The organism is Ensifer sp. LBL (assembly GCF_050435225.1).
GTDB lineage: Bacteria > Pseudomonadota > Alphaproteobacteria > Rhizobiales > Rhizobiaceae > Ensifer.
On record NZ_JBNDJY010000002.1, the window covers coordinates 548,994 to 562,185 of the forward strand.

Below are 13,192 nucleotides of genomic sequence, written 5' to 3' on the forward strand. Positions count from 1 at the left end.
GCCGGGTTCGCACATTGGGCAATGCTGTGTTGACAGCTGTCAACCAGTGTTGACGGACACCGCCGGATGCCCATGTCAGAACCGCCGCGCCCCGAGATGGATCGAGAGCGCGGCGCGATGAGCGATGGATTAGTCGGCGTACTGGCCGGCAGCTTCGATGACCGGCTTCCAGCGGGCGATTTCGCCTTCGAGCTTGGTCTTCAGTGCGGCCGGCGTGGCGTCGGCGTCCGAAGACGGCTCGGTGCCGAGTTCGCCGAAGCGGGCAACCACGTTCGGATCCTTGAGCGCGACCTGCAGCGACTTCGACAGGCGCTCGGTCACTTCAGCCGGCGTACCCTTCGGCGCGTAGACGCCGTGCCAGATGCCGACCTGCAGGTTCGGCAGGCCACCTTCGGTGGTGGTCGGCAGGTCCGGGAAGACCTTGAGGCGTTCCGGCGAGGTGACGGCGTAAGCCTTGATCGTGCCGCCCTGGATCTGCTTGGTGGTGTTGGTCGTCTGGTCGCACATGATATCGACCTGGCCGCCGAGAAGGTCGGTCATCGCCGGGCCGGTGCCCTTGTAGGGAACGGTGGTCAGCGGCGTTTCGATGGCGCTCATGAACATCATGCCGCAAAGGTGCGAGGCGGCGCCGATGCCGGCGTTGGCGACGGTAACCGTGTCCTTGTTCGCCTTCACATATTCGACGAGACCCTTGAGGTCGGTCGGCTCGAGATCCTTGCGGGCAACGATCGTCATCGGCACCTCGGTGACGAGGCCGACATATTCGAAGGCGTTCAGCGTGTCATAGGCGAGCTTGCGGTAGAGCGTTGCGCTGGTCGCCATGCCGATGTGGTGGAGCAGAACGGTGTAGCCGTCCGGATCGGCCTGGGCGACGCGACCTGCGCCAAGCGTGCCGCCGGCGCCGCCAACGTTCTCGACGATGATCTGCTGGCCGAGATCCTTCGACATGGATTCGGCAACCAGACGCGCAACCGTATCCGTCGGGCCACCGGCGGAGAAGGGCACGACCATGGTGATCGAACGCTCGGGATAGGTCTGTGCGTTGGCGGAAACGGCAAAAATAGAAAGGGCGGCGACGGCGCCGAGCAATGCATTGAGGGTTTTCATCTTCTTCCTCCCGGATGAAATATGGCCAGCCGGCAAGGTTTCCTCCCACGCCGGTACTGGGTGCCCCCATTTGCAGACGCAATCCGGATGCAGACAACGGCCTGTCCAGGCGATCAGTCGCATTTGTCGGGAGGCGGCAGGGACTTTGGGTGGATTCGGAAACATGGCGTCGCTGGCGTGGGTGGAAATCCACCCATCGCGCGTTTCGGAAAGCCACGGCCATGATTTCCTAGAGGCCGGTGCGCCGCCTCAGATCGGCGATTTCGTCGGCGCTCAGCGCTCGTAGCCCACCCTTCGGCAAATCACCGAGAGCGATCGCCCCGATCGAGACCCGCAGCAGCCGCAACACTTCGAAGCCGAGCGCATCGAGCATGCGGCGGATCTGGCGGTTTCGACCCTCCTCGAGCTCCACTTCGATCCACATGTTGCGGTCGCCCGCCCGCAAGCGTTCGGCCCGGGCCGCCCGCAACGTCTCGCCGCCCTCGTCGATACCGGCAACCATTCGCGCGAGATGCACGTCGTCGATCTGGCCTGTCAGTTGTACGTGGTAGACCTTGCCGACATGGGTTTCCGGGTCGAGCAGTCGCTGGGCAAGCACCGTGTCGTTGGTGAACAACAGGAGGCCCTCGCTCGCCTTGTCGAGGCGGCCGACTGGCGACAGATGGGTGGAATCCACGTCCTTCAGGCAATCGAAGACCGTCGGCCGGCCTTCCGGGTCATGCCTGGTCGTAACCAGCCCCCGCGGCTTGTTCAGCATCAGATAGACCTTGTCTTCGGCAAGCACGGCCTTACCGTCGACGGCGAGACGGTCCTTGTCGACATCGACCCATGCAGAAAGACCGGGGGCCTTGCGCCCGTTGATGCTGACGCGGCCCTCAAGCACGAGCTTCTCGGCCTGCGTGCGCGAGCAGTACCCCAGCTTGGAAAGGGCACGGGCGACCGTCACGCGTTTGCCCATATCGGCCGCATGGCGGCGGCCGGTATCGCGGGCTGCTGTCGGTCGCTTCTGTTTCACGTTCTGGTCTTCCGGTTCTCAGTCGTCTCGCGGTGCATCGCTACGCTGCCGAGCATAGCCGGCGGCGCGAGCGTCAGCCGATCTTGCTATAGTCGATCCGCCGGGCGAGCCAGCAGCCGATCGTCAATCCCGTTACCTTGCCGTCTGCGTCACGCGAAACGAGTACGGTCCAGTCTCCCGGTGCCGGCGCGTCCATCGAGCGTTTGCAGCGCAGCTGCCAGACATCTTCGGCGAGCGGCCGCATGGCGTGCATGGCGCCAGAGCCAAGCGAACCGTCGAAACCGCCATAGAAGACGCCGTTGGTGGAGACGATGTCGAGATGGGCGTCGAGTTCTGCTGCATGGTAGCGGCCGGCGATATCGGGCTTGGCGGTGCCGGAGATGCGCGCAGCGTGAACCGTCAGGTTCTCCCGCAGGCGCTCCATGTGAAGCGAGGCGCCTTCCACGCGAAGCGTAACGGCCGCTGACTGTGCGCGGCCATCCGGACCGACGGCAAGCGTCTCGGCGCCCGTGGCGAAGCTCAGCGCGACGCGGGATTTGCCGGTCGGCCTGGTAACGAGTGCAAGGCCCGTTTCCGGGTCGAGATAGCTGCCGGTGCCGTCGGCGTCCCAGGTGCCGGTCGCGGGCTCGGCATCGCTGTGGCCAAGGGCGACCTTCATCAGTGCTGTCGCGGCAGCATGGGCGTCGGCCTCGTGATTGAACATCACCACGACGGAAAGGCGCTCGGTGGGCGCGTAGAGCCGGCGGCTGCGGAAACCGCGCAGCGCGCCGCCGTGGCCGGTCATGGCGATGTCGCCGATCTTCTCATGCGCAAGGCCGAACCCATAATCGGCCGGGCGGGCATCGGCATAGGTCTGCGGTGCGGACAGGCGGCGATAGAGGCCGTTCGCGTCATTCCGTGTCCGGTCGATGAAGCATTCCCAGGCGAGCATATCGTCGAGCGAAGCGGAAACACCGGCATCGCCGGCCCAGTAGATATTGTTGACCGCGTCGAAATAACCGGCCGTCTCGTTGCCCTCGTAGCCGACGATGCCGTCGGGGGGCAGGCTCGTATCGGCGGTGAGGGCGGCGGTCCGCATGTCGGCTGGGCCGAAGACGGAGTGCTGATAGAGTTCGGCCATCGAGCGCCCGGTATGCTCTTCGATGAGGTCGGCGAGAATGCGGAAATTGCCGTTCGAATAGGAGTAGCGCGTGCCCGGCTCGAAATGGGTCGAGCGCGCGGAGGAGAGCAGGGGCCGTGCGTCCTCGCGGCGGAAGACGCCGTCGTGCCTGGCGCCCTGCAGCACGGTTAGCGCCCAGTAGTCGCGCAGCCCCGACTGGTTGTGGCAGAGATGGGCGACCGTCGGGCGCCTGCCTTCAAGCAGGGGCAGATAGGCGTCGAGCGCGCGGTCGAGCGTCGCCGGTTCGCCGACGGCGTCCAGAAGCACAGCGCAGGTCATCTGCTTGGTGATCGAGCAGATCGGTACGCGGGTCGTCGCCGTCATCGGCCTGCGGGCGGTAAGGTCCGCATAGCCCCAGCTGTGGCTGAGGATCACCTGGCCATCCCGGACCACGCCGGCGACGCCTCCGGGACCCGGATAGTGCTGGGGCAGGGCCTTTAAGGCGCGTTCGAGAGCGGAGAGTTCAAAAGTGGTCATGGCGCTGAAGGATCGGTCCGACGAAGGGCAGGGTGGTGTCTGCCTTCGTTCGTACCGCCCCCTCCCGGCACTTGCAATGCCGCGCCGACAGCTCTCCTCAGCCGGCGCTGGCCTGGGCGTGATAGAGCCGGCTATAGGCGCCCTTGGCAGCCAGCAGCGTCGCATGCGGCCCCTGCTCGCGAATGCCGCTGCCGTCGACGACGACAATGCGGTCGGCATCGCGGATCGTCGCCAGCCGATGCGCGATGATCAGCGTCGTACGCCCCTTGGAAAGCTCGGCGAGAGACTGCTGGATGGCTCTCTCGGTTTCCGTGTCGAGCGCCGAGGTGGCCTCGTCGAGAATGAGGATCGCCGGGTTTTTCAGGAACATGCGGGCGATCGCCAGCCGCTGCTTCTGCCCGCCGGAAAGCTTGACGCCGCGCTCGCCGATCACCGTGTCCATACCCTCGGGCAGGGCGGCAATCATGCCGTCGAGCCGGGCGCGCCGCGCTGCGTCCTGGATGTCGGCTTCGCTCGCGCCGAGCCGCCCATAGGCGATGTTGTCGCGGATAGTGCCGGCAAAGAGGAAGACATCCTGCTGAACGATGCCGATCTGGCCGCGCAGCGACGACAGGGTAATGTCGCGGATATCGGTCCCGTCGACGATGATCGAGCCGTCGCTGACCTCATAGAAGCGCGGCAGCAGCGAGCAGATCGTCGTCTTGCCGGCGCCCGAGGGGCCGACGAAAGCGATCGTCTCGCCGGCATGGATCGTCAGGTCGATGTTCTGGATGATCGGCTTTTCGGCGCTGTAGCCGAACGAGACATTGCTGTAGGTGATGTCGCCCTTGAGATCAGCGACGTCGGTCGCTCCGGGGCGATCCTCGATATCAGGCTCGGTTTCCATCAGTTCGAGGAAGCGCTTGAAGCCGGCGATGCCCTTCGGATAGGTTTCGATGACCGAGTTGATCTTCTCGACCGGGCGGAAGAAGACGCCAACGAGAAGCAGGAAGCTGACGAAGCCGCCATTGGTCAGCTCGCCCGTCAGCACGAAGTAGCATCCGGTGATCATCACGATCAGCTGCGTCAGCCGCATGCTCATGTAGCTGAGCGACGTGCTCGCCGCCATGATGCGGTAGGCTTCAAGCTTGGTGCGGCGATAGTTCTGGTTGTCGGTCTCGAACAGGCTGCGCTCGTGCTCCTCGTTGGCAAAGGCCTGAACCACGCGCATGCCGCCGACATTTTCCTCGATGCGGGCGTTGAAGTCGCCGATCCGGCCATAGAGATTGCGGAAATTCCGGGTCATGCGCCCGCCGTAGCGGCTGGTCACCCAGGCCGTCAGCGGCACGACGGCGGCGGTGATCAGCGCCAGCTGCCAATGCACCATCAGCATCAAGATCAGCGCGCCAATGAAGGTCATGACGGCAATGAACAGGTCTTCCGGCCCGTGATGCGCGACCTCGCCGATTTCTTCCAGATCCTTGGTCAGCCTTCCGACGAGATGGCCGGTCTTCTGGTTGTCGAAGAACGAGAAGGACAGTTTTTGCAGATGGTCGAAGGCCATGCGCCGCATGTCCGTCTCGATATTGATGCCGAGCATATGGCCCCAATAGGTGACGGTCGCCATCAGGCCGGTGTTGAGCAGGTAGACGATCAGCAGCCCCACGGAGGACAGCAGGATCAGCGTCCATTCCTGGCTCGGCAACAGCTGGTCGACGAACAGCTTCACCGCAATCGGGAAGCCGAGTTCGAGCAGGCCCGAGAGCACGGCGCAGGAGAAGTCGAGGATGAACAGGCCGCGATAGGGGCGGTAGAACGCGAAGAAACGCTTCAGCATGCACGTGCACTCACTGGGGGCGGGGGGCGCCGTGGGGCGCTGATAGAAAGATGATTGTCAATGTCATGTTTTTGGATCGAAACCAACCCAGAAAAGCGCGAAAGCGTGTCGGGCACGTGACGCGACAGATGTCTCTTGCACCTGCGAGACGCAATCGGTTCACTTCGGCACCGGTGGGAAGGAAACGTTAACCATAGGCTTCGTAGAAATGGAATCAGCAGAACAATTCGCCTTCGATTGGGGACACCGGAGGCGGAGCGATTGTTCGATACCGAAACGCGTAGGGCGTCTTTGTGCGTTCGAGTGAGCGCACGAAGTCCAGGGGGCAAACGAGACGATGGCAGGCAATCAATCAGTGGAAGCCACGGAAACCAACACCATTGTTCCGTTTCCCGTGGTCAGGAGATTGCATGCCATTCGCAGTGCTGCCGCCGAGCTTGAAGATCTGCACGGTGCCGAGGCGCTGCAATTCTGGCGCCGCCGCTGCCGCGCTCTAGCGGACGAGCTTTTTGCCTGCGGCTGCTCGGAAGACGAAGTCCGCCGTCAGGTGATGGACTTCCAGGACGAGGTCCAGGTCGAGCTGCAGCATCGCCACCTCTCGCGCCTTTCCGCAGGCGCAATGAGCCAGTAGCCGCCGCGGCTCAGACGACCGGCAATTCCGGATCCCAGGTAAACAGCTCCTTGGCCCTCGCAATGCCGCGCAGTGCAAAGCGGCCGAGCGAGACCGCGTGGACCCGTTCATCCGGCGGGCAGGCTTCGACGAAATCAGACGACATGATCATGTGCCGCTCGACCGAACGGCACATCGAGGCAATGCGGCTCACCTCATTGACCGCCGGGCCGACCACGGTGAAATCGAGGCGGGTCTGGCTGCCGATATTGCCGTAGAAGACTTCGCCGATATGGAGCCCTAGATAGACCTCTGTGGTCGGCTTGCCCTCGGCCTGTCGGCGCACGTCGAGTTCGGCGAGCATGCGGCGCAGCTGCCGCTCGGCGGCGATTGCGTTGGCGCAGGCGGTCCCCGGATCGTCGGCATTGAAGATCGCCAGAACACCGTCGCCGATCAGCTTCAGAACGCTGCCGCCATGGTCGTGAATGGCGGTGATCACGGTCCCCGAATAATCGTTGAGAAGCGGAATGATCTCGTCGGGTGCGGCGGTGTCGGAGATGCGCGTATAGCCGCGCAGGTCGGAAAACCACATGACCGTTTCGATGCGTTCGGCCGAACCGCGGGCAATGCTGCCCTTGACGACGCGCTGGCCGGCATCGGCGCCGAGGTAGACGTCGGCAAGCGTGCTGATGATGCGAACGCAGGAGCCGGCCTTCACCGCCAGCGCAAGCGTCGGCAACAGGATCCTAAGCGCTGCGATGTCATCCTCGCTGAAGCCGCCGTCGCTCCGCGTCGTCCAGTAGGAATAGAAACAGTCCATCTCGCCGACACGGCCCTGGTCGGTGAAGTGGTGGATCATGCTGACGCAGTCGGTGTGGCCCTCACCCTTCAGCTTGTCCAGTATGTTGTAGGTGGTGCCTTCGTCGGCTGAAAGCCGGATGCGGCGCTCGGCGGTCCGGTCGCGCAGCATGTGGTAGAAGATCGAGTTCTGCCAGTTCAGCAGCGCCTCACCCGTGGTCGTCGAGCCGTACTGGATGACTTCCGGCGTGATGTCGCTTTCATCGTTCCACTGGAAGGCACGCCCCTCGAATTCGGGGTGCAGCGTGTCGATCAGCCCGAGCGCGCGGGCAAGGTCGAGACCAGCTGCGCGACATTGCTCGCAGAAGCCGGCAAACAGCTCCGGCTCGTCCAGCCCCTTCAGGCCCTGTTCTGAAAGCCAGAGCACGATATCGCGTAGCTGTTGGTCGTTCATGGCGCATCCCGCTCGGCCGAGGTCGACTGCTTGATGATGTGGTGCACCATCCATAGCCGAACCAGGGCTCAGAGCGAAAGATGCAGTTTGCCCGCCTCGCTTTCCGCCGGAACCGCGCAACAGATGAGCGCTTCGCCTTCGGCGACCGGGAAGGAGGGCTGCGAGGGATAGGTTACCCTGCCCTCCAGCACCGGCGTCCGGCAGGTGCCGCAACTGCCGTTGCGGCAGCCGTAGTCCGGGTTGAGACCGCGCGTCTCCGCGAGATCGAGCAGCGTGCCTTCGCCCGGCTGCCAGCGCGCCTCCTTGCTCGACTTCGCAAAGACGACGTGAACGGGGGCGCTCGCCGCCGGTTCCATCACCGGGGCAGAACCGCCGTCCGGGCGCCGGGTTAGCGACGACAGCCCGAAGGCCTCGGCGTGGATGCGGGCATCGGCGATGTTGAGCGCTCGCAGACCGTCGTAGAGCGACTGAGTGAAGGCGGCCGGACCGCAGAGATAGAAATCGTAGTCGTCGAAGGGCAGGGTGGCCTTGAGATGGGTGAGGTCGATGCGACCGGCGATGTCATAGTCCTGGCCTTCGGTGGCCGTTGCCGGCTGGCTCAGCGCCCGCACCAGACGAATATTGCCCTCGCCTTCCGCGACGAGTTCGGCGATCTCCCGATCGAAGGCGCGCTCTTCCGGCGAGCGGGCCGCCTGGAAGACCCAGGTCGGGCGCGTGCGCCGCTTTCGGCGGCTTTCAGCGACAACGTGCTTCAGCATGGCAAGGATCGGCGTGATGCCGACGCCGGCGCCGATCAGCACGGCCGGACGCCGCTCGGTTCCGTCGATGGTGAAGGCACCGGCAGGCGCCCGCGCCTCGATCCGGTCTCCCGGCTTCAGCCCGTGCAGGTGCCGGGAAGCCACGCCCTCCTTCTTGACGCTGATGCGGTAGAGACCATCCGTCGGTGCCGAGGACAGCGTATAGCTTCTGACGAGCGGTCTTTCGCCGTCTTCGACCTTGACGCGGATCGGCAGGTGCTGGCCGGCCTGGTGGGCCATCAGCCCGACGCCGTCATCCGGTTCGAGGTAGAGCGAGCGGATCGTCGTGCTCTCGTCCTCGATACGGGCAATCCGGAACGGCCGCCACGCATCGGCAAGGGCCGCGGCCTCTAGCCGGACCTTCGCCTGGTCCCAGTCGCCGGTGGACGTGAGGCTGGGAGACCAGCCGCCCTCCTCGAAGGCCCAGCGAAGCGGCAGGCCGTCCTCGCGGTAGATGACCTTCTCCGGCCGGAAGCGCCAGAGCCGCTCAGCTCCTTGGAATGCCGCGACCTCTGGAGAAGACAAGATGACTTCGGCGCTGCCGGTCATCTGCAGCATGTCGCCGGTCGCAAAATCGACGAACAGCAGGCCGGCGCGCGGATTGAGCATGAAGTTGCCGAGCGTGTTGAAGAACAGGTTTCCGGAGAAGTCCGGGATCGTCAGCACGCCATCCTCGCCGATTTGTACGAAACCCGCCTTGCCACCGCGATGCGAAACGTCGACCTGGCGCTCGCCACTGTCGCGATCGACATAGGAGGCGACAAAAAAGGTGTCGGCCTTGGCGATGATCGCACGAGCGCGCGCGTTGAGCGCGTCACCATGTACCGGGCGCACCGAGGCTGGCTGGCGCGGGTCGCGAACGAAAGTGAACTGGCGAAGCTGGATATATTGCGGGCAGTTGCCGAAGCTCTGCCGGACGCGGAGCGTGAAGCCGTCGCCGCCATCGCGTTGGATCGCGCCGTTCAGCCGGTTCCGGCGCCGGGTCTCGAGCTGGATGCCGAGCATGCCGATGGAGTGCGCGTCCTCCATGCCGGCATCGGCCGGATCGTCCGGGTCGCGCGGCAACCGTATATCGAGGTTTAAGGCGTCCGGTGCCTGCATGAAGCCGGGGGCTGCCGCGCGCATCGTCGCCCAGACATCGCCGCTCGCACCGACGGCCCCGAACATGGCGAAGGGCAGCATCGGGAAAAATTGCTGGTGCTGCTCCGGCATGAAACTGCGCACGAAATTGCGCCCGGTCGCATCCATGCGCTCGGCGACACCGAGGCTGCGCTGGATGGCGAGTTCGCCTTCGTGCCAGGGCGAATCCGGTTTTTTCTGCTGTGCGTTGTCCGGCATGGTGGGGTGTCCCGGTTGCAAGGGGACCGGGGCAGCGCTGCCGCCCCGGGAGGTTGGATCAGGCCGCGAGGCCGACCGCGGTCTTCTGGAAGCTGACGAAACCGGGCAGGCGCTCGATACGCGAAAGCCAGGCGCGGACATGGGCATAGTCGGTAAGATCGACGTTGCCTTCTGGAGCAGCGGATACGTAGCTGTAGAGGGCGACGTCGGCGATCGTCGGCCTTGCACCCACGAGGAAGTCGTGGCCGGCAAGCTCGGCATCGATCTGTGCAAGCACCCGGTGGGCCCTGGAGATTGCCCCTTCTGCATCCAGATTGGCGCCGAAGACCGTGACGAGACGCGCGGCTGCCGGACCGAAGGCGATGTCGCCGGCGGCAACCGAGAGCCATTTCTGCACCTTCGCCGCTGCGGCCGGATCTTCCGGCAGCCAGTCGATGCGGCCGAGCTTCTTGGCGAGGTAGACGAGGATGGCGTTTGAGTCGGCGATGACTGTGCCCTCGTCGTCCAGCACCGGCACCTGGCCGAAGGGATTGAGCGCCAGGAAATCCGGCGCCTTGTGTGCCCGCGCCTTAAGATCGACGTCGATCAGCTCGTGCGGCACGCCGAGCAGCGACAGGAAAAGCTGCGCCCGGTGCGAGTGGCCGGAGAGCGGGTGGCGATAGAGTTTCATGGAAAATGTCCTCGAAGAGCTTGAGAACCGTCACGGCTCTCCGGCGGCCCGGAATGAACCGCCTTCGAGGATCAATCTATGACTTTCCAAATTTCGGCAGTAGAATGCGATTTCGATAGTCTGATTTCCAAATATCGGAAGGATGAAAATGGATCGCCTCGATGCCATGGGCGTTCTGCTCGCCGTCGTCGAACACGGCAGCCTGTCGGCCGCCTCCCGACACCTCAAGGTGCCGCTCGCCACGATCAGCCGGAAGCTTTCCGAGCTTGAAGCGCATCTGGGCGCGCAGCTCGTCACCAGGACCAACCGCCGGATCCAGCTGACCGAGGCCGGCCGCGCCTACGTCGAGGCTGCCAAGGAAATTCTTGGGCGGGTCGAAGAGGCGGAACGGGTGGCGGCTGGCGAATACAGAACGATCAAGGGTGACCTGACGGTTTCCGCACCCATCGTCTTCGGGCGCCTGCACGTGCTTCCCGTCCTGGTCGATTTCCTCAAGGCCCATCCCGAGGTCGATATGCGGCTCGCCTTGGGCGACCGGTTCGCCAATCTCGTCGACGATCACATCGACGTAGCGCTGAGGATCGGCAACCTGCCCGACAGCAATCTCGTGGCGACGAAGATCGGCACGGTGCGTCGGGTGGTCTATGCGAGCCCCGATTATGTCGCGCGGCACGGCGTGCTCCGGCATCCGAGCGAACTTGCCGACCATGATTGCATCACCTTCGAAAACGTCACGGCCGCCCATGTCTGGCGTTTTCTTGACGAGGGGCGCGAGCTGGCTGCGCCGATCCGGTCGCGGCTGATCGTCAATACGGCGGAATCCGCCGTCGACGCGGCGATATCCGGTCTCGGCTTGACGCGGGTGCTCTCCTATCAGGTGGCGCGCCAGGTGGCGGACGGCCTGCTCGTGCCGCTGCTGGAAGACTTCGAGCACCCGGCGCTGCCGGTCCAGCTCGTTTATCTTCCGCAGGGGCTGGTGCCGATGAAGCTGAGGGCCTTCGTCGATTTCGCAGCCCCGCGGCTGCGCGCGGTCCTGCGATAGCGGGAAGGCTTCCTAGTCCGTCTGGTTGCGGTCGCCGGTCATCGGCCGGATGTGGCGGGCGTAGGTTCGGCCGACGCGGATCTCGCTGCCGTCGGAGAGAAGGGCGATGAGCGCGGCGAAGGGGGCTTGCTTCAGCCCCACGATACAGTCCCGGCGCACGATCGAGCTGCGGTGCAGCCTCAGGAATTCCGCGGGATCGAGGCGACGCTCGAGCGAGGCAAGACTTTCGTGGTGCAGATAGGACCGGCCATCGACGTGTATGCGAACATAGTCGCGTTCCGCCTGAAAGCGCACCACCCGGTCGAGCGCGATCCGCACGAATTCTCCCCGGGCCTTGATCCAGAGATCGCTGGTCTGGGTGTCGTGCTTGCGTAGAGCCTGGCGTAGCGCCGTCACCGTCTCGTTGAGTTCGAGTACCCGCTCGGCGCTCGTGCGTGCGGCGATCGCAACACGGGCCCGCTCGACCGCCGTGCGCAGGCGGCTGGATTCGATCGGTTTGGTGACATAGTCGACCGCAGCCGCTTCGAAGGCGCGGAGCGCATAGTGGTCGAAGGCGGTAACGAAAACGACCGCGGGCGCGTTGTCGCCCAGCTGCTCGAGGATGTCGAAGCCGGTGCCGCCGGGCATCTGGATATCGAGCAGGATAGCGTCCGGCGAAAGTTCGGCCACCATCGAGCAGGCCTGCTGCACGTTGCCGGCCGTTCCGACCACCTCGACTGCTGGAATTGCCCCGAGCAGGCGAAGGAGGCGCCGTCGCGCCAGGGGCTCGTCGTCGATGACGAGGATTGAAAGCGGAACAGTCTGGATTTCATTCATGCAAGCCTCAGGGGCATTGTGATTGCAGCTCTGAAACGACGGGGGGTCACGAGGCCCGAAACGCAGGCGCCGACACCCGGAAAACGGGCCTGGACGCGCTCGGCAACATTCTTGAGGCCGATCCCCGTGCCCGGCCACCGGGCGGTATCCGGCGCCGCTGCGATGTCGTTTTCGACGGCGATTTCCAGCGCCTGGCCCACCTTGGCGGCGCTGATGACGATTTCCACCTGATCCGGCGAACGGCTGACGCCGTGCTTGACGGCATTCTCGATCAGCGGCTGCAGGATGAGGCTTGGCACCAGTGCCTCCTCAAGGCCGTTGGCGATGTCCATCCGGAGCCGCATGCGGTCGCAATAGCGCTCGCCCTCGATGTGCAGGTAACCGGCCTGGAGTGCGAGTTCGTCGGCGAGCCGCACGTCGTGCAGCGGATCGAGCTCCAGCGTCGTGCGCAGAAAGTTGGACAGCGACATCACCATGCGCGTGGCGGCAAGGGGCTGCCCCTCCTCGATCAGGCCGGTGATGGAGTTGAGCGTGTTGAACAGGAAATGCGGATTGACCTGGTAGCGCAGCGCCCGCATCTGCGCGGCCAGGGCTTCCTCGCGCGAGATGGCCAGGCGCCGCTCGCGCTCGCGCAGTTCGAAGCTGTAGAGCAAGGCGACGAAGAAGAAGGACCAGCCGACGAAGGTCGCCATGCTGTAGACGAGCGTGTAGCCGATGCTGGTCCAGTCCGGGGCGATCGGGTCGGGACGGACGATGAAAAGATAGAGAAGAAAGTCGACGCCGGTATTGGCGACGGCGGCCATCAGAGCGGTCGCGAAGCCGACGACGATCTTCAGCGCGATGTGCTGGTGGCGGACGCCGAACATCGAAGCCGCGATGCCATAGGAGAAGGCCATGCCGCAGGACATCAGCAGCAGCTTGCCCGGGGCCGACATGATCGGATCGATCCCGAGGATCGCCCACAGAATGCTGCTGACCAGGAATTCTACGAACCAGTAGAGAAAACCGAGCCAGAGCGTCGCGCGCCGCAGGCTGGCGATATAGGCGCTCTCGTCCACCGATCTTGCGTCATCCTCAAGGTTCATGGGCATTT

At 64.5% G+C, this 13,192-nt stretch carries 11 protein-coding genes; 2 read left to right on the forward strand and 9 right to left on the reverse strand.

The window, feature by feature from the left end; translation table 11 throughout:
• Positions 1 to 129 precede the first annotated feature (129 nt).
• The 4 genes from OKW20_RS09810 to OKW20_RS09825 form a co-directional block, all read right to left on the reverse strand.
• Positions 130 to 1,107: a tripartite tricarboxylate transporter substrate-binding protein gene (locus OKW20_RS09810; protein ID WP_034787709.1), complete on the reverse strand. Its 978-nt coding sequence runs from the start codon at positions 1,105 to 1,107 to the stop codon at positions 130 to 132.
• A 229-nt stretch (positions 1,108 to 1,336) separates the two neighbouring features.
• Positions 1,337 to 2,122: a pseudouridine synthase gene (locus OKW20_RS09815; RefSeq protein WP_429171835.1), complete on the reverse strand. Its 786-nt coding sequence runs from the start codon at positions 2,120 to 2,122 to the stop codon at positions 1,337 to 1,339.
• Between the two features lie 73 nt (positions 2,123 to 2,195).
• On the reverse strand, positions 2,196 to 3,758 hold the full coding sequence (locus OKW20_RS09820) for a D-aminopeptidase (protein ID WP_429171836.1): 1,563 nt from the start codon (positions 3,756 to 3,758) through the stop codon (positions 2,196 to 2,198).
• Positions 3,759 to 3,855: 97 nt separating this feature from the next.
• Positions 3,856 to 5,574: an ABC transporter ATP-binding protein gene (locus tag OKW20_RS09825; protein ID WP_429171838.1), complete on the reverse strand. Its 1,719-nt coding sequence runs from the start codon at positions 5,572 to 5,574 to the stop codon at positions 3,856 to 3,858.
• A 337-nt stretch (positions 5,575 to 5,911) separates the two neighbouring features.
• Here OKW20_RS09825 and OKW20_RS09830 point away from each other — a divergent pair, with 337 nt between their 5' ends.
• Positions 5,912 to 6,205 (forward strand): DUF6074 family protein, encoded by a 294-nt coding sequence (locus OKW20_RS09830; RefSeq protein ID WP_429171840.1) that lies wholly within the window; start codon positions 5,912 to 5,914, stop codon positions 6,203 to 6,205.
• A 10-nt stretch (positions 6,206 to 6,215) separates the two neighbouring features.
• Here OKW20_RS09830 and OKW20_RS09835 read toward each other — a convergent pair whose 3' ends face one another.
• From OKW20_RS09835 to OKW20_RS09845, 3 genes are all read right to left on the reverse strand, one after another.
• Positions 6,216 to 7,436: an adenylate/guanylate cyclase domain-containing protein gene (locus OKW20_RS09835; RefSeq protein WP_429171842.1), complete on the reverse strand. Its 1,221-nt coding sequence runs from the start codon at positions 7,434 to 7,436 to the stop codon at positions 6,216 to 6,218.
• A 68-nt stretch (positions 7,437 to 7,504) separates the two neighbouring features.
• Positions 7,505 to 9,571, reverse strand: a complete 2,067-nt coding sequence (locus OKW20_RS09840) for a pyridoxamine 5'-phosphate oxidase family protein (protein WP_429171844.1) — start codon at positions 9,569 to 9,571, stop codon at positions 7,505 to 7,507.
• 58 nt (positions 9,572 to 9,629) lie between these two features.
• Entirely contained in the window at positions 9,630 to 10,241 is a 612-nt protein-coding gene (locus OKW20_RS09845; protein ID WP_429171846.1) for a glutathione S-transferase family protein, read from the reverse strand.
• 148 nt (positions 10,242 to 10,389) lie between these two features.
• Here OKW20_RS09845 and OKW20_RS09850 point away from each other — a divergent pair, with 148 nt between their 5' ends.
• Positions 10,390 to 11,283 carry a LysR family transcriptional regulator gene (locus OKW20_RS09850; RefSeq protein ID WP_429171848.1) on the forward strand — a complete coding sequence of 298 codons (894 nt, stop codon included), beginning with the start codon at positions 10,390 to 10,392 and terminating at the stop codon, positions 11,281 to 11,283.
• Positions 11,284 to 11,295: 12 nt separating this feature from the next.
• On the opposite strand, the gene OKW20_RS09855 is transcribed toward OKW20_RS09850, so the two are convergent.
• Both OKW20_RS09855 and OKW20_RS09860 read right to left on the reverse strand, forming a co-directional pair.
• The gene (locus tag OKW20_RS09855; RefSeq protein ID WP_429171850.1) at positions 11,296 to 12,099 is read right to left on the reverse strand and encodes a LytR/AlgR family response regulator transcription factor; all 804 of its coding nucleotides are present in this window, start codon (positions 12,097 to 12,099) and stop codon (positions 11,296 to 11,298) included.
• On the reverse strand, positions 12,096 to 13,184 hold the full coding sequence (locus OKW20_RS09860; protein WP_429171852.1) for a sensor histidine kinase: 1,089 nt from the start codon (positions 13,182 to 13,184) through the stop codon (positions 12,096 to 12,098). The genes OKW20_RS09855 and OKW20_RS09860 overlap by 4 nt, the downstream gene beginning before the upstream one ends.
• Between the last annotated feature and the right edge of the window lie 8 nt (positions 13,185 to 13,192).